Source organism: Litchfieldia sinesaloumensis, from assembly GCF_900156865.1.
In the GTDB taxonomy this organism is placed as follows: domain Bacteria; phylum Bacillota; class Bacilli; order Bacillales; family Bacillaceae_L; genus Ferdinandcohnia; species Ferdinandcohnia sinesaloumensis.
Genome location: NZ_LT732529.1, coordinates 1226110 through 1249459 on the forward strand (window position 1 = coordinate 1226110; position 23350 = coordinate 1249459).

The window sequence follows — 23350 nt, forward strand, 5'->3', positions numbered from 1 at the left end:
CTTATTTTTCTAAGCTGGGGATTTTCTTAACATTCTTTTGCTCTGCAACCATTTCTTTTATCTTACCGTAACCAACAAACACTTTTTCTTCTTCATCCCATAGACGGAATTTAAGTGATTTTAGGCTCGTTTTTAAGGTAATGGTTGGTACATGTTGAAGTGGAGCTGTTTGATTATGAACCTCTTCTAGCTTGTAATTTGGAACACGTGGGCTTAGGTGATGCACATGGTGATAGCCGATGTTCCCTGTTAACCACTGTAATGGCTTTGGAAGCTTGTAAAATGAACTTCCTTCGACCGCTGCCTTTACATATTCCCAATTTTCGTCTTCTTCAAAATAGGAATCTTCAAATGTATGCTGAACATAGAATAACCATATCCCTGCAATTCCTGAAATCATAAAAATGGTTCCCTGCACGAGTAAAAATGATTGCCACCCGATTGTCAAACATAATATGGTTGCAATTGTAACGATTCCGATATTTGTTAAATACGTATTGTATCGTTCTTTCTTTTTTGCTTTTCTTCTGTTAAAGCGATTTTCAATTAAGAATACAAAGATTGGTCCTAAGATAAACATGACAAATGGATTGCGGTAGACTCTGTAGCATATTCGCTTCCAGGCAGATGCTTCCAGGTATTCTTCAACTGTCATGACCCAAATGTCTCCTGTACCACGCTTATCGAGGTTTGAACTAGTCGCATGGTGGACCGAGTGATCATGCCCCCATTTGCTGTATGGAAATAATGTTAAAATCCCTGTTATAGTTCCGATGACTTTATTAGCTTTCCGACTTTTAAAGAAAGAGTGATGACAGCAGTCATGGAAAATAATAAAAGTTCGTACAAGAAAGCCTGCGGCTACTACACTAATTGCAAGCGTTAATAGATAGGAAACGTTTAATGAATAATAGGCAAGCACCCATAAACCAAAATAAGGGATGAGGGTGTTGCAAAGCTGAAGTAGACTCGCTTTAAAGTTTGATTTTTCATATGGAGCTACCTGCTTACGTAAGCTTCGTTGATCTAATTTGTTCATTTTATCCTTTCCTTTCTTAATTCTCATTTCATATTTTAGTCAAATTTTTAAATTTCATGAGATGAATTAGGAGGTAAACTCCAATAATTCTCTACGTTTACAATGTTATAGAAGAATTTTGTTTTTCACTAGACATAGGTGTCATGTGAAAAATATGATAAATGTCATATGTAGTCATGAATATTTTAAATACACAAAAAATTAATAATCGACATGGGCGAACATAGGGTTTTTATGATATAATGAAAAGACAGAATTTTTAAATTAATAAAAAGGAGGAAATATATGTATCGATTAAAAGATCAGGAGAGAATTTTCATATATACCGGTCCAGACGGCTCCGGTAGAAAAACACTAGGCAAAATGGTTGCCACAGCTTTTGATATGCAAACCGTTCCCTCTTTCACAACTCGAAGTCCCCGTCCCTTTGAAAACAACGGAGAAGATTACCACTTTGTAAGTAAAGAAACCTTCCAGCAAATGATGCAGCAAAATGAATTCCTAGAGAGTGTCGAAATTGATGGGCATTTTTATGGGATACGTGAAATTGACATTGTAAATATTTTTAAGAAAAATAAAGTTATCTACTTAACATTAAATCCTGAAGGTGCAACCCTATTGAAGGAAATGTACGGAGATAAGGCAATTCGTATCTTTGTGTATGCGGATCGCCTAACGGTTTATGAAAGACAGCAAAAGCGTGGAGATAGTGAAGAAGACATTGTACGACACATGAACCATTATGATGAGACAATGGCTTATAAGGCATTTTGTGAACATGTGTATGAAAACTATGACCTACCTCAGGTCTCCTATCAGATCAGTGAAATGATTGAAACCTACTTAGATAGACAGTTGATTGCCGATGATTACTAAAAAATAGCCCCGGTGGTTCACTGAACCAATCGGGGCTTTTTTTAAAAAAGATTAGAAGGTATAAAATTCTTTACGTAGTATTTCAATGCCTAGCTCCAGGTGCCTTGTGCTTTTGAATATTACAGGCTGTTAAAACTATCTGTCAGAACTGGAACAACTTGTTTCTTACGTGAAACTACACCTTTTAATTCAGCAGTTTTGTTTGTTAACGTTACATTAAATGCTTTTTCTACTGCACTTGTCTTCTCACCTATTGCAAGCCCAACAGAATCATTGTTTAAAATGTCTGTGATAACAAGTAGGAATAGATCAAGTCCGTTTTCAGTAATTTGTTGATTCATTACTTCTTCTAGTTCTGATTGTCTTTCAAGAACATCTTTTGGATCAACAACGTTTACTTGAGCAATTTGAACTTTGTTACCATTCATTGAGAATTCTTTTGAGTCTAAAGAGACCAATTGTTGTGCTGTTTTGTCACTTACATTAGCACCAGCTTTTAACATTTCAAGACCATAGCTGTCTGCGTCAACACCAGCGACATCTGCCAATTCACGTGCAGCAACAACATCTTCTTCTGTACAAGTTGGTGATTTAAATAAGAGTGAATCAGAGATAATGGCGGACAGCATTAGCCCAGCAACCTCTTTTGAAATAGCTACATTGTTTTCTTTATATAGTTTGTTAAGGATAGTTGCCGTACAACCCACTGGTTCAACACGGAAATACAAAGGATCACTTGTTTCAAAGTTTGCGACACGATGATGATCGATTACTTCTTTAATTTTTACATTTTCCAGCCCGTCAGCACTTTGTTGACGCTCGTTGTGGTCGACTAAAATAACAGATTGGGCCTCGTTTGCTACATTCTCCACCAAACGTGGTGCTTCTGCATTAAAATAGTTTAAAGCGAATTGTGTTTCACTGTTTACTTCCCCTAAACGTACCGGCTCAGCATCAACACCAAGTTTCTTCTTTAACTCTGCGTATGCGATTGCTGAGCAAATTGTATCGGTATCCGGATTCTTATGACCAAAGACAAGTACTTTTTCCATTTATTCATTACTCCTTATTGCGTATTATGTATGATGTACTCTCTCATTTTACACAAAGATTTGTTTTGGTTAAACAATTTTGGACATTTTTATTCGTTTTCTTCATCTAAATGCGCTTTGCAAAATTCATTAATGACTGCTTCTTCCTCTTCCTCGAGCTCAAAATCAAGTACTTTGCCGTCACCTTTGTTAGTAAAGTAATATTGAGCGATTCGCTCACCTTTACTATCAACAGCATAAATCACCCTTAGCTCGATCCCACTTTCAGAGTAAAGTTCATCATCTTCTGGCACTTCTATATCCAAAAAGAATTCATAGCGGTCTCCCTCTAAAATCCCTGTTGGATCTTTTAATTTTTCAACGGTATATTCAGTAATATTCATTAACATTTCCACCCTTCACAAATTCGATAAACTCCGTAACCATTATACACATTCTTTCCTTAAGAGTGAAAAAATTTCCTATTTCCACTCGATATTCCAAGAAGTCCATATTTTAACTCATAGGACTTCCTTTGGATAAATACAATTATAATATATCCTCATCGCAAAGGAGTTGTGGACGGATGGCAGTAATGAATAAAATTGCTTTATTTTTTGTCGTATTATACTCCGGTATTATCTTGTCGAATACGTATCTAGGGGAAAATGAACGAGTTCAGTCAAATGTAGTGATTTTTGTCTTAAATGGATTTGCATATATCGTTTCTGCGATTGAAATGGAAAAGGAAAAGAATCAGTTAGTAGAAAATCGCTCGACAGCATAAAACGACCGCTTCGTAAAAGCGGCCGTTTTTTCTATTTTGACTCAAAAATCCTTGTTTTTAGATGTGTAGCAAATTCCTCCAATAATCCAATTGAATTAATGTCTGTTTCAAATAACGGGATATAAAGTTTTTGTTGCGCTGGAAATTCATTTTCAATTTTAGATAGGTACTCTTTTTCATTTTCTTTTCGTTTTTTCAGAAATTCACCGTCAGTGTCTTCCGATATGATCTTATTAACAAAAAGCGTATTAACCGAAATATCATGCCTTCCTAGTAATTTTAGAGCATTTGCTGTTTCGATAATCGGCAGCCGTTCAGGATTGAGGATGAAAATAAAACCGGTAAGCTTCTTGTTTAATATGATTTTCCTTACAGCAGTGAAGCGCTCTTTTCGTCTTTGCAAGACTTTATAAATTGGATCCTCGATAGGTTCTCCGTCATTTAACAATTGTGTATAGGTATCATTTCTCTTTTTTCTTCGTTCAAGCATCCCATCAATCCAAACACCCATTAATTCTGGGAGTGTTAATAATCGAATCGTGTGCCCGGTTGGTGCAGTATCAAAAATAATCGTATCATAGTGTTTCCCTTCGTCGAGGATGATGGAAACAATCCTATCAAATAAAGCCGCCTCTTCTGCACCCGGTGATGAGCTAGCAGCATCAATTTGTCTGTTAACCTCTTCCTGCATATGTGATCCAACTACACCCCTTATATTCTCTTTAACTGTTTTAATATAATTCTTTGATTCAATTTCAGGGTCAATCTCGACGGCATCCAATCCAGGATATACTTCAAGGGCTTGGTTATGTAACGATTTATGAAAGATATCCCCCACATTGTGAGCTGGATCAGTTGATACGAGTAATGTCTTAAGACTATGTTGTGAATGAAGAAGGGCTAGTGCCGCGGCACTCGTGGACTTACCTACCCCACCCTTTCCACCTACAAAAACGATTCTTTTATCACCAATCATTTTATTCCCTCCAATTAACAACAACGAATTCCTGTGAGAGGCGATTTTTCCATCCCCATTCGCAAATGCCATTCATGAAATTTTTCAAGCATATATGGATATAGCTCTAATGTGTAGTAGAAAGCAGGATTTGGGAGTCCAAGAGTTTCAGATAAACAGAGAAGTAAGAATAGGTCGTCTTCGTCTCTTAGTTCCCTTGCAATTTCTGTTCGATGATTTACCGAGAGAATCTCATCGTATAATTGGAGCAACCTTTTCAAGGCTTCTATTCCCTTCATTCTTTCACCTTCTTTACATAAAGTGAAAAAGGAAGCCCTCTTAATAAGGGTTCCTTTTTCATACCTGTATTTACATATTCGAATCAAAGTTTTGAGGGTTCTCCTTCTTACTTAATTCTTTAAACGCAGTTAATACAATCCAAACAGCGAAGATTAAAATAATACTTCCTAGTATAAATAATAATAAATTAGCGTCTGTCCCTCCTACCCCTGCCCAGTCGAAGATAACCTGTTGGACCATTGCCCAAACGGTCATGACGAGTAGGAAAAGCATTGGGATGAGGGTCACTAAATAATTACGTCCTAGCCTTTTTAACCAAACGGAAATTAACATTAAGCTAATTGCCGCTAGTAGTTGGTTTGAGGTACCAAACAATGGCCATAACACATATCCACCAGAACCAAAACCATTCGGACCTTTTGGTAAAAGGACTAAAGCTGCACTCGTTACGACTGCAACAGTCGTAGCAATATGTGCTTTTTGAAGTGAAGGCAGTTTATATTCAGAACCTAGCTCTGCAATAATATATCTCATCAGACGTACGGAAGAGTCTAATGTTGTTGCAGCAAAACTAACAACAATAATGGCGATGATCGTTGCTGCAATGTCAGCAGGAATTCCAATTCCGGTTGCTAACTGGGCACCACCCGAAATGAAGTTTCCTAGTCCCCCAGAGTTTGCTGCGGCAAAACTACTATATGCTGCTTTAAAATCTCCTGCATTTGCGAATAAAGTAACACAGGCAATAATTGAAATTAGCGCTAGGAATCCTTCACCAACTGCCCCAAAATAGCCAACAAAGCGAGCGTCGGTTTCTTTATTTAATTGTTTTGAAGAAGTTCCTGAAGATACAAGTCCATGGAAACCGGAGATTGCCCCACATGCGATCGTGATAAACATTAGTGGTAACCAAGATTTATCTGTTGCATCTGGGTTCATCATAGGTGCTGTAATTTCTGGATTTAAAAATACCAGTCCTAAATACATAATAGCTAACCCAATTACGAGTTGATGAGAGTTAATATAGTCTCTCGGCTGTAGTAATTTCCAGACAGGTAGTGTTGACGCAAAATAACAATAGACCATAAGGATAATAATCCAGACAAAGAATGCCATAGACACACCATTAAGTCCAAATAACGTCGTGGCTTCTGCACCGCCAAAGTAACTTACGAGATCAATTTGCAATGCTGGTATTTTACTAGTAAGAATTGCAGACCCATACATGATAATTAATGCTACAATTGATGGAAGCAACATGCTGCCCTTTTTTCTGTAAACAGCATATCCAATCCAAATGGCAAGTGGTATTTCGATAAACACTGGAATAACACTTGCTGGGAATTTAATAAATAAATTTGAGATAACCCAAGCAAATACCGCATTAACCATTAAAACCAAAATCAGGATGATAAATAAAAATAAGAGCTTTGCTTTTTTACCTATTAACTTATCTGCAAGTGTACCTACTGATTGCCCCTTGTTTCTGACTGAGAGGACAAGGGTTCCGAAATCATGTACGCCTGCAGCAAAGACAGTGCCTAATACAACCCATAATAACGCAGGTCCCCAACCCCAATAGACTGCAATGGCAGGACCAACGATTGGTGCGGCGCCCGCAACTGATGTGAAATGATGTCCCCACAAAACATGTTTCTTTGTTGGAACAAAATCCACACCATCGTTAAACTCATGTGCAGGTGTAACAAAATTGGGATCAAGCCGGTAAATTTTCTCAGCAACGAATTTTGAATAATACCGATACCCTAAAATAAAGACAATTGTACCAAACACAGCTAACCAGATTGCACTCAAGCTATTCCCTCCAATACACATTTTTTTATTGCAGGTGTTCAACTTAATGCTCATTTATATGTTAAATGGTATTTGTAAGCGCTGTCAATATAATTAACTAAAAAATCAATATATTCAAAAATCGACAAAATATGTTGGAATATCAGCGAAAAGATTCTCGCGATATTGTGTTACTAATCATATAAAGAGCCCGCGGAAGATTATACTTCGCGGGCTTGTCGTATCTTATGAAAGCAATGCACGGTCATTTGTCATTTTCGCGCCTCTGATTCGTTGGAACTCATTTAGTAATTGGTCAACAGTCAAATTGGCTTTTTCCTGTTCATCAACTTCTAGAATAATTTGTCCCTTATCCATCATGATTAGACGGTTTCCTAAATCGAGTGCTTGCTGCATGTTATGGGTGACCATTAAAGTTGTTAAGTTATATTTTTTAACGATTTCTTTCGTTAAATTCGTAATTAATTCTGCACGAGCAGGGTCTAGTGCTGCGGTGTGTTCATCAAGTAACAAAATTGAAGGCTCTGTGAAGGTTGCCATCAATAATGATAATGCTTGTCGTTCTCCACCAGATAGCAAGCCTACCTTAGCCGATAATCGATTCTCTAATCCTAGATTAAGAGACTCAAGTACTTCCCTAAAGTAATCCTTGCGGTTCTTTGTTACACCTCTACGTAACGTGCGAGTCTTGTTACGTGAGTAGGCCATTGCAAGGTTCTCTTCAATGGTCATGTTCGGTGCAGTACCTGCCATCGGGTCCTGAAATACACGGCCGATGAGCTTAGCACGTTTATGTTCCGGTAAAAATGTAACGTCCTTATCTGCTATGACAACAGAACCTGCGTCTGGAATTAGGACTCCAGAGATTACGTTCATTAATGTAGATTTACCAGCACCATTACTACCAATTACAGTTACAAAATCGCCTTCTTTTAATTGTAAATTGGTCCAATCGAGTGCAACTTTTTCATCGGGTGTACCTTCATTAAAGATTTTATGAATTTGATTTAAGTGCAGCATTTGCCTCACCCTTTCTCTCTGAAGGTGCGTTGTTCATTTCTACAAGTTGTTGTTGGCGTTTAGCTCTTCTGCTCTTCTCTTTTGTACCTTCTAGAATTTTAGGAAGTACTAATGCAATAATTACGATGATGGCTGTAATTAATTTCATATCTCCAGGTTGGAGAAATTCAACTCGTAGAGCGAGTGAGACAACAATTCGATAAATGATGGCTCCACCAATGACAGCGAGTGTAGCTCTTGCAATAGTTTTAACACCGAATAAAGCTTCACCGATTATGACAGATGCAAGACCAATTACAATCATCCCGATACCCATTCCAACATCAGCAAACCCGCCTTGTTGAGCAATAAGTGATCCTGAGAATGCAACAAGTGCATTGGATAATCCTAGCCCGAGAATTGTCATAAGATTTGTATTTGCAGAAAAGCTGGAAATCATTTTTTTGTTATCACCAGTTGCTCTGACTGCAAGACCAATCTCGGTTCGGAGAAAGAAATCAATTAAAAATTTAATCACGAATGTAACAACAATCATAAAGAGTAAAATACCCCATGTTTTCGGTAAGCTATCTCCTAAACCGATTGCGGATAAAATCGAATTAAAAAAGGAATCTAATCCTAATGAGGAAAATACGTCAGTTACCTTAGTAAAAGCAGTATCAATATTTAATAAAGAAACATTTGATTTGCCCATAATTCGTAGATTAATTGAATAAAGGGCGATCATCATCAAAATACCAGATAGTAGAGCGTTAATTCTACCTACCGTGTGTAAGAGTCCAGTTATACTACCTGCAATAAATCCTGCAACAAGGGCTAACAATGTTGCAATAAAAGGATTTACTCCATTAGTAATTAAGATGGCAGAAACAGCAGCTCCTGTTACGAAGCTGCCGTCAACCGTCAAGTCTGGAAAATCTAAAATACGGAAGGACAGGTATACACCAATTGCCATGATTGCATAGATGATTCCTGATTCAAATGCCCCAAAAAATGCCGTAAACATATTGAATCATCCTTTCTCTTATTGACCTTCGTAGATGTCAGCAATTTCTTCCCATTCAGCTTTTATTTCAATTCCTTGTTCATCCGCTGCTTGCTTGTTAATGAATAACTGCAAACTGTTTGGTAGTTCAACCGGAATTTCAGAAGCTTTCTTTTCACCTTTTAAAATCTTTGCAGCCATAAGGCCGGATTGGTATCCAATATCAAAATAATCAAATCCGCTTGCTGCAAATCCTCCAGCTTTCATTGAATCAAGTTCTCCAACAAATAATGGAATATCCTTTTCATTTGCAACAGAGATAATTGAATCTAATGCTTGAACTGCCGTGTTATCAGTTGGTACGTAGATTGCATCTACACGATCAACTAGGCTTTCTGCAGCTTGTTTAACTTCAGCAGTTGTTGAAACAGATACTTCAACTAATTCTGCTCCTTCCGATTCAGCAAACTCTTTTACTTGTTCAACTTGGACAACAGAGTTTTGTTCTCCGGAGTTATAGATAACCCCAATCTTTTTTGCTCCCAATTCTTGTGTAATAAAGTTGATTGTTGTTTTCGTAGCATCTGGATGGTTGTCTGTAGTACCAGTGATATTTTCACCCGGCTTGTCAAAGGCTTCAACTAAACCAGCTCCCACTGGATCCGTTACGGATGTGAAAATAATCGGAATGTCACTAGTTGCATTAAGAGCAGCCATTGCACTCGGTGTTGCATTAGCAAAAATTAAATCTACCTTATCTCCAACAAAGTTCTGTGCAATTGTTGCTGTATTACTTTGCTCACCTTGTGCATTTTGGAAGTCAATTTTTAAATTCTCGCCTTCTTTAAAACCTTCATCTTCTAAAGCTTTTTTAAATCCTTCGGTTGCAGCATCTAAGGAAGTATGTGGTGCATATTGTGTAATACCAACTGTCACTTGCTCTTTTTTACCATTGCCATCAGTATTGCCTGACGCGTCGTCTGATGTGCCACAGCCTGCTAATGCGAGGAATCCTGCTAACAGCACACCTGCGAATTTTTTCGAACCTTTCATTGATATCCCCTCAATCTTTCTGTATTATATTCTAGTAATCAATTGTTTTACTAGAATAGCATTTTACACACATATACTTCACTGCGAAAAAGCATAAAAGCGTTAATGTGTGTTATTGTTAATCGTTATATTATCATTCTAGTGATTCAGAGTCAATTGTTTTCTGAAGATTTCTGATTTTCTCTAATATGTTATCTGCACAAAACAAATTTTTGGATTTTCCGAAATAGCTATCATATTTAATTTGAGGAAATCAGACAATATAATCATATTTACGTTTAATGGGGTGTGTATAGGTGAAGGATTCTCAACAATGGTCATCAAAAATCAGCTTTATCTTAGCTGCAGCCGGTTCTGCAATTGGTTTAGGGGCAATTTGGAAGTTCCCTTATGTGGCTGGTACGAGTGGTGGTGGCATTTTCTTTCTCATCTTTCTTTTCTTTACGCTTTTGATAGGTTTGCCTCTTCTATTAGCTGAATTTGTAATTGGGAGATCCGTACAAAAGAATGCCATTCAATCATTTAAAGAGTTAGCACCTCGTTCAAACTGGCACCTAGTTGGACGTTTAGGTTTTGTAACCAACCTGATTTTACTTTCTTTTTATAGTGTTGTTGGCGGCTGGATACTTATTTATGTGATAAGCGGGGTTACGGGGAGCCTCAATGGACTGACCGAATTCGAATATGGAGCGTACTTTGAAGAAACAATAGCAAACCCATTTCTCGTCATTTTGGCACAGCTTTTGTTTATGTTAATTACGATAGTTGTAGTTGCAAAAGGAGTTCAAGCAGGGATTGAAAAAGCTAGTAAGTGGATGATGCCTGCACTATTTATTCTATTTATTGTTATCATCTTCCGTTCAGTCACGCTACCAGGGTCTTTGGAGGGAATCTTATTTATTTTGAAACCATCCCTCTCATCACTTACTTCCGAAACAATACTGTTTGCTTTGGGCCAGTCATTCTTTGCTTTAAGTGTCGGTGCTACCGTTATGGTAACGTATAGCTCCTATCTTTCTAAGAAGGAAAATTTAATCCAATCTGCTTTTTCAGTCGTTTTATTAAATATTCTTGTCACACTTTTAGCTGGTCTTGCGATTTTTCCAGCAGTGTTTGCATTTGGATTAGAACCTGGTGCAGGTCCTGTTCTCCTATTTAATGTATTGCCAACAGTATTTAGTAAAATGCCGTTTGGAGTGGTTTTTCTCGTCGGATTCCTAGTACTTTTCCTATTTGCTACTCTTACATCCTCCTTTTCAATGCTAGAATTAATCGTTGCGTCTATTTCTAAGGGGGATCAGAAAAAACGCAGAAAAATTGCTTGGGGAGCAGGGCTTCTTATCTTTTTGTTAGGAGTACCCTCCGCTCTTTCATACGGAGTTTTAGCTGAGGTAAGTATTTTTGGACGTTCGGTCTTTGATTTTGCTGATTATTTGGTGAGTAATATTCTATTACCAATTGGAGCATTTTTTATATCACTATTTGTATCATTTAAAATACCTCGTAATGCTCTTTATGAGGAACTTCGAAAAGGTAGTAACGTGACTGTCACTCTTTTTAAAATTTGGTTCTTGCTAATTCGCTATGTCGTTCCAATTGTCATTGTCATTGTATTTTTACACAGCTTAGGGTTTATTAAATAAATAAAAAAGGTATCACATTTTCTCTATTTTTGAGAAAATGATACCATTTATTAAACTTGTTGATTGGAGCGTAAGGCACGAGACTCCTGCGGGAAAAGCGTGGCCAGGGAAGACCCCGCAGGAGTGTAGCGACGAGGAGGCTTCCGGACCGCCCGCGGAAAGCGAGTGCCTGCAGCGGAAATCAACATCCACTTTAGAAAATGGACTTTTTCAGCTTTTTTATTCATTATTTATTTTGGTAGCCTCAATCTTTTTCCTTCACATCTCCCTCCAGCATCGAATGATTTCGAAGCACATGTACCCTCAGGATTCTTTTTTCATCCATTTCAATTATTTTAAAGGTATAGTTAGCATAGTGTACTTCAGGTCGATCTTCAACCGATGGGATATACCCCAATTGACCAATCACAAAACCGCTTAACGTATCATATTCATCTGTTGGGAAGTCAATCTTTAGGATATCTTCGACTTCATATAAATTAATTCTCCCATCCATTGAATAAGTATTTTCATCGAGTTGAATGTACTCCTCGTCGTCAATTGTATAATCATCATATTCATCAAAAATATTACCGACTATCTCTTCAATCAGGTCTTCTATAGTAACAATTCCATCTGTCCCCCCGTATTCATCAATGACGATTGCCATATGTATATTATTTTTCTGCATCTCTTTGAATAACTCATTGGTGTGCTTGGATTCTAGAACAAAATAGGGATCACGTAATAAATCCTTTAGGGTAAACGAAAGTTCATCACAATTGTCAACAAATCTAATTAGTTCCTTTGAGTGTAGAATTCCTACAATCTGATCAATACTTTCATTATAAACTGGAAAGCGTGTGTATCTTTCAACCGAGACAAGGTGTGAAATTTCTTTTAAGGTGTAATCAAGTGGTATTCCTATGATATCTGTACGATGTGTCATGATATCGGAAACAGTTTTATTATCGAATTCAAATATATTATTAATCATAAACTTTTCAGATTCTTGGATGGTACCGCGCTCTTTGCCCACATCGACCATCATTCTTATTTCTTCTTCTGTAACATTCTCATCATCTGCGTTTGGATCAACTCCGAATAGACGAACAAGTGCATTCGTAGACAAAGTAAGCAATTTTACAAATGGTGATGTTACTTTTGAGAGTATGGTTAAAGGCCTTGCCGCAAGTAATGAAATTTGTTCTGCCTTTTGTAAAGCGAGTCTTTTGGGCACCAGTTCTCCTATTACTAACGTGAAATAGGATAAAATGAGGGTAATTACAATGACCGAAATAGTATTGATAAGGGCTGGTGCTATTGGAACTTCAATATCGATGAGCCATTCAGTTAAATATGTAGCAAAGCTACCAGCTGCAAATGCACTAGCTAAAAATCCGGCTAACGTTATACCAATTTGAATTGTGGCTAAAAACCTACTTGGATTTGATAAGAGCCTGTGCAATAAGACCGCTTTTTTATCCCCACTATCCGCCATTAATTTTACTTTATTATCATTTAATGAAACCATTGCCATTTCTGAAGCAGCAAAAAACGAATTTAATAAAATCAAAAAAACTAGAATGATTATTTCAACAATCATAGTAACTACCTCCAATAAAAGAAACAAATCATATTGTTTAAATTCCCCTTTGCTATCTTGCATTATGCTTATTTTACAAACCAGCTTTGATTCTAATTTAAAAATTACATAAAATTTTTAATTATATCTTGACATCAAGATATATAGTCATTATAATTTACCTTAAAGTAACTTATCTTGAATTTAAGATAAATAATTTTAGAATAACTTTTTTGGGGGAATAGAATAATGACAAACACAAAATGGGCAGTAGACGCATCTCACAGCAGTATTGATTTTTCAGTAAAACACATGATGATAGCAAAAGTAAAAGGTTCTTTCGAGCGCTTTGAAGCTGTTGTAGAGGCTGATCCTGCTGATTTAACGTCAGCTAATATTGAATTTAATGTGGATCTATCAAGTGTAAATACAAAAAATGAAGACCGTGACAATCATCTTCGTTCTGCAGACTTCTTTGATGTTGAGAACCATCCTACAATGACTTTCAAATCTACATCAATTGTTAAAACAGATGAAGATGAGTATGATTTAACAGGTGATTTAACGATTCATGGTACTACAAAGACAGAAACGTTTAAGGTTGTATTTGAAGGTGCTGGTAAAGACCCTTGGGGAAATGAGAAAGTTGGTTTTAGTGCAACTGGTACAATTAACCGTAGTGACTATGGTTTAGTATGGAATGCGGCTCTTGAAACGGGTGGCGTTCTAGTTGGAGACCAAGTGAAAATTTCACTTGAAATCGAAGCAGGTATAGCTGAATAACAGTAATGAAAGCAGGCATCGCCTGCTTTCAGAGTGTAGACAAAGTCAATCTTGACTTTGTCTACACTCATTTTTCAAACAATACTAGTACGAATTACTTTCCCCAGACTGTCTTGAAAGCGCTTGTCATACAAGGCGCGCAGCCGATCGAAGACGCGAATAGAAGTTGCCTTCATGAGCGGACGAGAGAGGCAAGCAACGAAGTATGCGAGCGTTTGTCAACAGTCTGAAAGCAGGCATTCGCCTGCTTTTTTAGTATTCATATAATAACGTCATGATTTTATTTTCAATTGGTTTTCCATGGGCATCATTCATTAAATTATTTAACAGTATTGAAAAAATGAGTGTCTCCCCGCTCTTTGTTTCAATGTAACCTGAAATAGAACTTACTGTGGATACTGTTCCAGTTTTCGCTTTTATCTTCCCCTCCATCTCTGGAGTTTTCAGACGATATCGTAAGGTTCCTCCTACTAACCGTTCACTATTTCCTGCAACCGGTAAGGAGTTTATGTATACTGGAAACCATGATTGGGATTGAACGGAGTATAGAAGCTTTGAGATATCGTTTGCGGACACTAAGTTCACATGTGAAATTCCTGACCCATCTCGTATGACCATACTACTTGGATCCACCTCTATTTTTTTCAGTTCTTCCTTGACTACTTCAATTCCAGTATCCCAGCTTCCTTCCCCCCTTCGAACACGTCCCATTTCTTTTACAAGTGTCTCACCGTGTCCATTGTTGCTTAATTTCATAAAGGGCACTAAGAGTTCAGAAAGAGGAATTGATGTATCAGTCGTGAGTAGTTTAGCTGATTCAGGTGTTTCGGCAATTCCATCCGTGCCAATCAATTGAATTCCTTGTTTGGCTAGTGCTTGCCTGAACAAATCAAGTGCATATCCTGTTGGCTCCCAAACAGTCATCCAATCTTTCACAGGTACGCCATTGAGCGGGATTGTACCTTCAATCGTAATAACATTCTCTCCGTGTTCACGAATGATATCAATATCTTTTGCTCCTTCTTTGTTGACTGTCTTTGCATTGTTGTTGATTTTTACGTAATTTGTTTCTGGTTGAACCGAGATTTCAGCTTTATCCCCAGCCTTCTTTCCAGGTAAAACTTCAACAATCAATGTTCCCGAATCATAATCTTTATTAGGGGATGCAGTTAGGGCTGAAACAGCACCGCCATAATAATAAGATTCATCACTCCATGGTAGGTCAATTGAGTACCGTTCATCATCATACCAGGAATCATCTGCAATTATATTTCCAAAGATGACATCAATTCCTGAGTCTTTCACTTTTTTTGCGAGAACATCTAAATCTTGCTGAAGAAGAGTTGGATCACCTTTACCCTTCAGATAAAGGTCTCCTGTTAATTTGTTATTAGATATTTCCCCATCTGTATATACTTCTGTTGAAAACCGATAGTTTTCACCAAGTGTTGATAAAGCCGCTGCAGCTGTTAGTAGCTTTAAATTAGAGGCGGGGCGAAGTCGAATGTCCCCTGCATGCTGATACAGAATCTCTCCTGTTTTTGCTGACCTTATGCTCACACCAGCAATTGCCCCTTTTAGGTTAGGTTCATTTAGGAGAAGTTGGTTGATTTGACCTAGTACTTGTTGTTGATTTCCATTCGCATTAACCTTCTCTTGTACCGGTTGAATGGATGTGACAATCGTTAATAAAACAAGTAGTACCGCACATAAGATAACCTTTCTATCTCTAATAAGTAGTCTCCCCCATTCTAGTACTTTTGTTGGAATCTTTACCCTATTTTATACAAAAGTGTCGAGAATATGAAGAGGAAAAAAAGAAAGCACCTCAATTTGAGATGCTTTATAACTTATAGAAATACAAAATAGATTACAGCCGCTAGGATAATGCGATAAATCGCAAACGGTAGTAGTTTAATTTTATCAATGAGACGTAAGAAGAACCGAATGGAGATTAATGCAAACACAAATGCACTAATGAATCCAACAATAAATACTGGAAGTGCGTCCATAGAGAAATATTCAAGGTTCTTCAGTAATGAAATACCACTTGCCCCCGCCATAATTGGAACAGCCATTATAAAGGTAAAGTCTGCCGCTGCTCTATGGCTTAACCCTACAAGTACACCACCTGAAATCGTGGCACCAGAACGAGAAAATCCTGGCCACAGTGATAAACATTGAATGAGGCCAACGGTTAGGGCTTGTTTATACGTAATTTGATCAACAGTTTGCGTGTTAGGATGATTCGCACTATAACGGTCCGCAATAATCATCAGGATTGCGCCAATTACTAACCCAATTAAAACGGTCTCAGTTGTAAATAGATAATTATCAATTGTATCCTCAAATAAGACACCAAGGATACCGGCAGGAAGCAAGCCAACAATAATATGTGTTAAACGTAAATGCTTCGCGCCAACTGGAACAATTTTGTTTTTTCGATTAAGCCCCAGCAAATCAATAAATCGGTCTTTAAAAACGACTAGTACAGCAAGGATTGATCCAAGCTGAATCACAACTTTGAACGTATTTGCTGGGTACTTTCCTAGAAATTCCTGTGTTTTCAGCCACATATCATCAACGATGATCATGTGTCCAGTTGAAGATACTGGTGCAAATTCTGTAAGTCCTTCAACCATTCCAAGTATAATCGCTTTAAGTAATTCGATAATATCCATAGAACCTAGACGACTCCTTTTTTAAATCTATCTTGTCTTTGATCTTCTCTTGGTAAAAAAGATAACAAGAAATCCAATTCCCGCTAATGCGATTAATGCATACGTAATATTTGAGTAAATGTCCATGTAGTGAACAATTGTATCCCATGATTCTCCAAAAGCGGCTCCAAGCATAACTAGAATTACATTCCAAATCAATGTTCCGAGCGTTGTAAAAATAATAAACATCCAGAAGTTCATATTGGACATCCCTGCTGGAATGGAGATTAAGCTCCTAATTAATGGAACCATTCGACAGAAAAACACTGTCCAGTATCCATATTTATCAAACCAAGCATCAGCCTTATGGATATCTTCTTTTGTAACACGTAAAATTCGTCCGTATCGATCAACAATTTTCTCTAAACGCTCAACATCTAGTAATCGACCGATTCCATATAAGATAATGGCACCTACGACCGATCCAATTGTTGCAGCGATGATGACACCTGTCACTGTTAAAGAAGTTCTTGTTGTCATAAATCCACCTGCGGTTAGAATGACCTCAGATGGGATAGGTGGGAAAATATTTTCTACTGCGATTAATAGAAAAATCCCAAAATATCCAAATTGCTCCATAAAATCTGTTATCCAGTTTTCCATTTTTACCTCCAAATAAGATGCTACTATCCAAACTGTCTTATAAAATTTACGTTATCGTACGTCTCGATAATTGCTCAAAAGGCCCATACAAATTGTATATCTTAAAAAGCGCTCACCGATAGATAGCATTCTTATTGTAATCTATGTTTGTCCTAGTTTAAAGTATTCCTTGAAATTTTTCCTAGTCATGGATTTCTAATACAACTGGGCAATGATCACTCCCCATTACGTGTGAATGGATTTGCGAATCTTTAAGTCTTTCTTTGAAATGCTCTGATACAATAAAGTAATCGATACGCCAGCCAATATTTCTTTCACGTACATTACGCATATAGCTCCACCATGTGTATTGATCGGTCGTGTCAGGATAAAAATGTCTAAAGGAATCAATGAACCCTGATTGAAGTAAATCTGTCATTTTTCCACGTTCTTCATCTGTGAAGCCTGAGTTTCCACGATTTGATTTTGCATTTTTTAAATCGAGATCAGAATGAGCAACATTTAAATCTCCACAGAGCACGATTGGCTTTCTCTCATTTAATTGCAGTAGATACTCGCGAATTCGGTCCTCCCAATCAAGGCGAAAATGAAGTCGTGCTAAATCTCTTTGCGAATTCGGGGTATAAACATTGATTAAGTAGAACTCATCAAATTCTAGTGTAAGAATGCGTCCCTCCGACTCTTCATTAAGGTCTCCCACACCATATGAAACGGAGAGTGGTTGTTGCTTTGTAAAAACAGCCGTACCTGAATAACCCTTTTTAACCGCGTAGTTCCAATACTGATGATAGCCTTTGAGGTCAAGATCAATTTGCCCTTCTTGAAGCTTGGTTTCCTGCACACAGAAAATATCAGCATCCATTTCTAAAAAATAATCCATAAACCCTTTTTTCACACAAGCCCGAAGGCCGTTAACATTCCAAGATACAAGTTTCATAATCTTTAAAGCTTCCTCTCTATGTTACTCCTCATATATCATTTTTCTCGTCATGCCACCATCAACGACTAGATTAATCCCAGTTACAAACTTATTTTTCACATCGGTTAAATAAAGACACGCATTTGCAATGTCTTCCGGTGTACCGACTCGTTTAGAAAAATGCTGTTCATGATCAATTTTACGAAGTTCCTCATAGTTCCCTGTTTCAATCCACCCTGGTGATATCGCATTTACTGTAATTTGATATTCTGAGAGAGATGCGGCTAGAGCATGAGTAATTGCAACAATTCCACCCTTTGTCGCTGCATAGCCTTCTGAATGGGGCTCAGACATTATCGCCCTTGTTGAGGCAATATTAACAATGGCTCCACCACTTTCTTTCATATATCTTGCTGCTTCTCTAGAACACAAAAATACACTACGTAAATTTGTATGAATCACATCGTCCCATTCTTCGATGGTAACTTCGAATGGTGATTTAAATAGGTTTTTACCTGCATTGTTTATTAAAAAATCAATTTTACCATAAGTTTGATAGGTTTGGTTCATTAAATGGATAATCTCTTGTTCAAGTCTTACATCTGTTTTTATAAAAATGGCTTCAGCACCTTGCTCATTAAGTTCATGTGTTAGTTTTGTTCCAGCTTCAACGTCCATATCAGCTAATACGACTCTATCCCCATTTTTTACATAGGCAGTTGCAATTCCTCTTCCAATTCCGTTGGCTGCTCCAGTTACCATTCCTACTCGACTCATTTAATCCACCATCCTGTTTATTATTCTTACTAAACTTCCCTTCCCATTATAATCGACGAAGTCTATCTGGCAAAATAAAACAGAGATTCAATGATTACTAGCATGATAAAATAGCGTGGAGGAGTGATAAACATGGGGAGAAAATTGTTAGTTGTTATTTTATTTATCTGTAGTTTACCTATTCTATTAAGCTTAGACCCTATCACATATAACTCTTCTTACAAAGCGATGTATGAATCTCCTGAAGGGATTCGATTTCTAAGTTATTCTGAAAGCTGGAATGAACCACAATTAGAAAACCTATATCAAGAACTGATAAAAAATAAACATGGTGAGGAGATTTACCTGCTACAAGAAGTACGTGTAATGGGTGGTTCCTCTCCTACAAATGAACGAATTACAGGGATTTATCACCCACTGATTAGTAGCATTACTCTTTATAATGGAGATCAACATAATGATGTATCGGAATACAGGAATACATTGTCACATGAATACGGTCATCATTTTGCGTATACGTATTTTCCTTCTCATCATTTTCCGTTTTCTAAATGGGCGAAGCTTAGAGGTTTAGATGATGTGCCTGTCCATTGGAACTCGTTTTTAAATTATTCTCTTACTGTTCATGAATGGCAACCACAAGAGATTTTTGCTGAAGATTATGTGCTGCTATACGGTGCAAGCGACAGAGTTGAACTAGAACAAGATGTCTATACCAATGAAGGATTTTATATGCGTACCCAGCATAAGAACCAGAAACTTGATAATGTACTTGGAAACGAAGAACTACATCGTTTCATCGAAAATGAGACAGGAATTCGTATCGACGAGGATCGAAAATTAAAAACTCCAGAACTAACAGCAGTCTCAGAAGAAAATCTCACTTTTTCAGTAGAGAAGAAAAAGGATGTTGCTTACCGATTAAATGGAGGAGACTATGAATTGTATTCCATTACGGATGACGAAAGTGGTATACTTACTTTTTCGAATATAGACATTACTGAAAATAAGGTTATTTCTATTGATGTTCTTGATTTAACTACGTCAATCGGCTATCGTACAGATGATATCCGACTACATTTAGAGGAATTGATAGAAAAATAACCGAGTTTCATTATATAATGGTAGTGTAATGTCTTATGATGTTTTGGAAAGGCGGTAATGACGATTCCGACACCGAGTATGGAAGATTATTTAGAAAAAATATACTTATCAATTCAACATAAAGGGTACGCTCGAAGTGTAGATATTGCGTCTTCATTAAATGTCCTCCCTTCCTCCGTTACAAAAATGATGCAGAAGTTGGATGAAGAAGGGTTTGGGATTTACGAAAAATATAGAGGCTTTGTCCTTACTGAAAAAGGAACGTCTGTAGCAAAAAAACTAGTTGAAAAACATGAAATGCTTGAAGACTTTTTGAAAATGATTGGCGTTCAAGATAAAAATATCTATGAAGAAGTAGAAAAGCTAGAGCATTACATTAGCAAAGAAACTTCTCTATGCTTGACGACCTTGATTGAATTCTTTGAAGAGAATCCTTCAGTAAAAAAAGAATACTTACAGTATCGAAATCAAAAAATGTAAAAAAGCTCAGAATGCCTGAGCTTTTTTATTTTACCTGTATTTGAATGACATCATCTAAATAAGTCGTTCCTTGATAACCATGTATTTGAATCAAATTTGGAACAGCTTTTTCATCAGGATTTTGACTTTGAAGTTCAATTTCAAAGCGAGTTGGGACATGTCTTATAGTGTCTCTCCCCCGCTTTACCGCATGTTCATAAAAATCAAAGTCCTCACTACTATAGATAGTACCGTCTTGGTCAACAAAAACACTTTCTTGTTCCATCATTCCCATTGAGAACACATTTTGTGTATTTTTATTAAGAAAATCGAAGTGGAATGAATCAAAGGGACGATTTTCAATCTCACCAGTGGACACTTTAATGTTCGTTGTTTTATCTCCAACATGTAGCTCATCAATGGAAATTTCACTTCCTAAATAATCAAAGGTTTGCGGAAAGCCTTTGTCTATGTCAATTTCCATAATTTGAGAGTCGTTAACGTAATAAGATAGTGAGGTAAAGTGTATCTTGATTTCATCAGGATCTTCAAAGTAAAGAGAATCAAAGTTGTTTATGAAAGACATCTTATCTCCACTACCATTTGAAAGTGGAAAATTACCAGCGAAAGGATCAACTTTTACGACTTTTTCCTCCGTCTTAATCTCTGAAATAACCAATTCATGGATAAATTTATTGTGATCTAATTCTGGTTTAATTCCATATTGGAGGACAGTTGCAGTTGGAGCAAGAGTAAGTTTCTCAAATTCTACCGGTATACCCCCCACTTTTGCTTTTGCTGCTAAGGGATACTCCTTTGAGGGTTGCTTCACCACCGGAATTTCAAAATTCCAATGGCCATTAACAAAAGCATCGTCATCATAAGGGTTGAGCCAGCTTTCAATCGATGAATCGGTTTCAATCTTTTGTAACTTTGATATGTTCAGTTTGATCGTTTGATTGTCATCTTTAATCGGTAATAAACTAATTTTCCCTTTAAAAATGTCTTCGTCTGTTTCGACTGGTTGAACAGGTAACGAGTTAATAGGGTAATTTCGTGTTTCCAAAACTTCTCCTTCATTGGCGATGAAAGCTCCAACCCAAGAATTGATACCAAGCTTTTCTTCATCTCTTAAATTTTCAACTTCATAATAAATCAGGGTCTGGTAGTCGTCAGCGATTGCACTTTTTATAGTAACCCTAACTCCATTGTTTTCCTGCTCAAGATTTAACTCTTCACCTAGACCATATTTTAAAAATTCTAGTAACTGCTCATCTTCTTGATCACGAAAGTCTAACCAGGAATAATAAAGAAAAGTAAAGCCATTTGTCAAATAAGCAATTAAAAGCATAGCTACAATAGAAGAAGTGATACCAGCACTTATTCCGATCCTTTTTCTTTTTTTCCTATTATTCATTTCCTCTAACTCATCAAGGCTCATCAATACAGGATCCAAGAAATCAGCAGGAACGTGGATAGCTTCGGCTACATCGATACATTCAGCAATCGTCTTTTGAAAAGCAACAAGTCCAATTTGACAGATTTGGCAAGTGTGTAGGTGAATTTCAAGTTCAATTTTATCTGAACGGTTTAATGTTCGATTGATATAATCAATAAATGTATATTGATAATGACTCACTTCTGCCCCACTTACGCTTTGAATACCATTTTGTATATTTTCTTTAACATTCTCGACTGAAGTGCCGAGAACGATAGCAATCTTTTCGTGAGGTAGTCCAAGGACATATGTTAAAACCAATTCATCTTTATAATTTGGATCAACTTGGTCGAATAGCGAACCATCTGGGGTAGCATCTTTTCTTTTTTTACATTCCTCCAAAAAGACAGAGATAAGCCAATTCTCGATAGAAGCATTGTTTTTTTGCTTCGCTACTTCTACATGAACTTTTTTTATCGTATCGAAGAAAACAGTTTGAATGTCTTCTATGTTTGTCGAATAGACAAAGGCTAACTTATACAAGCTGTTTTTCCTTTGATTAAACCATTTTATGATTGCTCTAATGTCTTTTTTCCGTATCTTCATTAGTAGATCAGGGTCTGTTTCCGATATGAACACAATTTATGTCTCTCCCTTTGTTAAAACAATTCTTATCTTCATTAGTTCAACATAAAGGTCGTGAATCCCTTTTGAAATCAATAAAAAAAGACTAAACCTGAATAGATTTAGTCTTTATAACGATTATTTCTTTTTTAAATCCTCTGTTTCATTCTCATACTCTTCCGCAAATTCAGTTTGATAGCTAGGTCTAAATTGCGGTCTTGTCTGTGACTGCTCTTCCGTATTATCAAGTACTTTGTTTTGCATATACGAGTGAAATAGTGCCTCTGCTAAGGAAATTAAACCGGCTGCTGCAAGGGAAGCTGTTATTAATGCCGATGTATTTTCCATAAACATTGTACTTAAGATCCATATGGCAAAAAAAGTGAGGCCAAAGTCTGCAATTGTTGCTACTACATTCCCTGTTCTTGGTAAGGTAAATAAATCACCAACTACGTAAGCGAGTCCTGTTACGAGTATACTCATAAGTATAATTTCCCCAAAGGAAGCGCCTCTAAATATGCCAAAAAGAGAGAGAAGTACAATGGAAATCATGATAAATTTTATCCCAAGCGCTTTAGCGTGCTTCATCTTTCTACATCACCCTTTATCTTCTTATTTAGACTTATCTTTTGATGACAGTCGGTAGAATATAAAAGGTAATTCTTGGTCACCTTAGGTTATCATCGTAAACTTGGGGTGATTTCCGCTACTGGCACTCGCTTTCCGCGGGCGAGGCTTGAGCCTCCTCGTCACTACGCTCCTGTGGGGTCTCAAGTCTTACGCTTTTCCCGCAGGAGTCTCGTGCCATACGCTCCAATCATCGGCGATAATATCACAAGAACCCATTAGCAAAAT

23 protein-coding genes are annotated in these 23350 nt (G+C 37.1%); 6 read left to right on the plus strand and 17 right to left on the minus strand.

What is annotated here, in order from left to right:
* Window position 1: 1 nt before the first annotated feature.
* Window positions 2-1039: a Delta(5) desaturase DesA gene (gene desA, locus CZ490_RS06005; RefSeq protein ID WP_077618050.1), complete on the minus strand. Its 1038-nt coding sequence runs from the start codon at window positions 1037-1039 to the stop codon at window positions 2-4.
* Window positions 1040-1324: 285 nt separating this feature from the next.
* On the opposite strand from desA, the gene CZ490_RS06010 reads away from it, so the two are divergent.
* The gene (locus CZ490_RS06010) at window positions 1325-1915 is read left to right on the plus strand and encodes a guanylate kinase (RefSeq protein WP_077618051.1); all 591 of its coding nucleotides are present in this window, start codon (window positions 1325-1327) and stop codon (window positions 1913-1915) included.
* 119 nt (window positions 1916-2034) lie between these two features.
* Here CZ490_RS06010 and CZ490_RS06015 read toward each other — a convergent pair whose 3' ends face one another.
* On the minus strand, window positions 2035-2967 hold the full coding sequence (locus CZ490_RS06015) for a manganese-dependent inorganic pyrophosphatase (protein WP_077618052.1): 933 nt from the start codon (window positions 2965-2967) through the stop codon (window positions 2035-2037).
* A gap of 89 nt (window positions 2968-3056) precedes the next feature.
* Window positions 3057-3350 carry a DUF6509 family protein gene (locus tag CZ490_RS06020; RefSeq protein WP_077618053.1) on the minus strand — a complete coding sequence of 98 codons (294 nt, stop codon included), beginning with the start codon at window positions 3348-3350 and terminating at the stop codon, window positions 3057-3059.
* 182 nt (window positions 3351-3532) lie between these two features.
* On the opposite strand from CZ490_RS06020, the gene CZ490_RS06025 reads away from it, so the two are divergent.
* A complete protein-coding gene (locus CZ490_RS06025; protein ID WP_077618054.1) occupies window positions 3533-3733 on the plus strand; it encodes a hypothetical protein in 201 nt (66 codons plus the stop codon).
* A gap of 31 nt (window positions 3734-3764) precedes the next feature.
* On the opposite strand, the gene CZ490_RS06030 is transcribed toward CZ490_RS06025, so the two are convergent.
* The 6 genes from CZ490_RS06030 to CZ490_RS06055 all read right to left on the minus strand — a co-directional run bounded on the left by CZ490_RS06030 (window position 3765) and on the right by CZ490_RS06055 (window position 9861).
* Entirely contained in the window at window positions 3765-4709 is a 945-nt protein-coding gene (locus tag CZ490_RS06030; protein ID WP_077618055.1) for an ArsA family ATPase, read from the minus strand.
* 14 nt (window positions 4710-4723) lie between these two features.
* A complete protein-coding gene (locus CZ490_RS06035) occupies window positions 4724-4987 on the minus strand; it encodes a cory-CC-star protein (protein WP_077620954.1) in 264 nt (87 codons plus the stop codon).
* Window positions 4988-5057: 70 nt separating this feature from the next.
* Window positions 5058-6803: a carbon starvation CstA family protein gene (locus tag CZ490_RS06040; RefSeq protein WP_077618056.1), complete on the minus strand. Its 1746-nt coding sequence runs from the start codon at window positions 6801-6803 to the stop codon at window positions 5058-5060.
* Between the two features lie 225 nt (window positions 6804-7028).
* Complete coding sequence (locus tag CZ490_RS06045; protein WP_077618057.1) at window positions 7029-7823, minus strand: ABC transporter ATP-binding protein; 795 nt, start codon at window positions 7821-7823, stop codon at window positions 7029-7031.
* Window positions 7798-8829 (minus strand): ABC transporter permease, encoded by a 1032-nt coding sequence (locus tag CZ490_RS06050; protein ID WP_077618058.1) that lies wholly within the window; start codon window positions 8827-8829, stop codon window positions 7798-7800. Before CZ490_RS06050 ends, CZ490_RS06045 begins: the two co-directional genes overlap by 26 nt.
* Window positions 8830-8847: 18 nt before the next feature.
* Entirely contained in the window at window positions 8848-9861 is a 1014-nt protein-coding gene (locus CZ490_RS06055) for an ABC transporter substrate-binding protein (protein ID WP_077618059.1), read from the minus strand.
* A gap of 296 nt (window positions 9862-10157) precedes the next feature.
* On the opposite strand from CZ490_RS06055, the gene CZ490_RS06060 reads away from it, so the two are divergent.
* Window positions 10158-11504: a sodium-dependent transporter gene (locus CZ490_RS06060; RefSeq protein WP_077618060.1), complete on the plus strand. Its 1347-nt coding sequence runs from the start codon at window positions 10158-10160 to the stop codon at window positions 11502-11504.
* Between the two features lie 244 nt (window positions 11505-11748).
* Here the strand turns inward: CZ490_RS06060 and CZ490_RS06065 are convergent, their stop codons facing one another.
* A complete protein-coding gene (locus tag CZ490_RS06065; RefSeq protein WP_077618061.1) occupies window positions 11749-13089 on the minus strand; it encodes a hemolysin family protein in 1341 nt (446 codons plus the stop codon).
* Window positions 13090-13317: 228 nt separating this feature from the next.
* On the opposite strand from CZ490_RS06065, the gene CZ490_RS06070 reads away from it, so the two are divergent.
* Window positions 13318-13851: a YceI family protein gene (locus CZ490_RS06070; protein ID WP_077618062.1), complete on the plus strand. Its 534-nt coding sequence runs from the start codon at window positions 13318-13320 to the stop codon at window positions 13849-13851.
* Between the two features lie 252 nt (window positions 13852-14103).
* Here CZ490_RS06070 and dacB read toward each other — a convergent pair whose 3' ends face one another.
* From dacB to CZ490_RS06095, 5 genes are all read right to left on the minus strand, one after another.
* A complete protein-coding gene (gene dacB / locus CZ490_RS06075) occupies window positions 14104-15585 on the minus strand; it encodes a D-alanyl-D-alanine carboxypeptidase/D-alanyl-D-alanine endopeptidase (protein WP_407639805.1) in 1482 nt (493 codons plus the stop codon).
* Between the two features lie 116 nt (window positions 15586-15701).
* Window positions 15702-16532 carry an undecaprenyl-diphosphate phosphatase gene (locus CZ490_RS06080; protein WP_077618064.1) on the minus strand — a complete coding sequence of 277 codons (831 nt, stop codon included), beginning with the start codon at window positions 16530-16532 and terminating at the stop codon, window positions 15702-15704.
* Between the two features lie 27 nt (window positions 16533-16559).
* Complete coding sequence (locus tag CZ490_RS06085) at window positions 16560-17174, minus strand: DedA family protein (protein WP_077618065.1); 615 nt, start codon at window positions 17172-17174, stop codon at window positions 16560-16562.
* Between the two features lie 181 nt (window positions 17175-17355).
* Window positions 17356-18111, minus strand: coding sequence for an exodeoxyribonuclease III (locus CZ490_RS06090; protein ID WP_077618066.1), 756 nt, complete (start codon window positions 18109-18111; stop codon window positions 17356-17358).
* Window positions 18112-18135: 24 nt separating this feature from the next.
* The gene (locus tag CZ490_RS06095) at window positions 18136-18870 is read right to left on the minus strand and encodes an SDR family oxidoreductase (RefSeq protein WP_077618067.1); all 735 of its coding nucleotides are present in this window, start codon (window positions 18868-18870) and stop codon (window positions 18136-18138) included.
* Between the two features lie 132 nt (window positions 18871-19002).
* On the opposite strand from CZ490_RS06095, the gene CZ490_RS06100 reads away from it, so the two are divergent.
* Both CZ490_RS06100 and mntR read left to right on the plus strand, forming a co-directional pair.
* Window positions 19003-19974 (plus strand): hypothetical protein, encoded by a 972-nt coding sequence (locus tag CZ490_RS06100; RefSeq protein ID WP_077618068.1) that lies wholly within the window; start codon window positions 19003-19005, stop codon window positions 19972-19974.
* Window positions 19975-20037: 63 nt separating this feature from the next.
* The gene (mntR, locus tag CZ490_RS06105) at window positions 20038-20454 is read left to right on the plus strand and encodes a transcriptional regulator MntR (protein ID WP_077620955.1); all 417 of its coding nucleotides are present in this window, start codon (window positions 20038-20040) and stop codon (window positions 20452-20454) included.
* 25 nt (window positions 20455-20479) lie between these two features.
* Here the strand turns inward: mntR and CZ490_RS06110 are convergent, their stop codons facing one another.
* Window positions 20480-22510: a DUF4179 domain-containing protein gene (locus tag CZ490_RS06110; RefSeq protein ID WP_077618069.1), complete on the minus strand. Its 2031-nt coding sequence runs from the start codon at window positions 22508-22510 to the stop codon at window positions 20480-20482.
* 123 nt (window positions 22511-22633) lie between these two features.
* A complete protein-coding gene (locus CZ490_RS06115; protein WP_077618070.1) occupies window positions 22634-23083 on the minus strand; it encodes a YndM family protein in 450 nt (149 codons plus the stop codon).
* Between the last annotated feature and the right edge of the window lie 267 nt (window positions 23084-23350).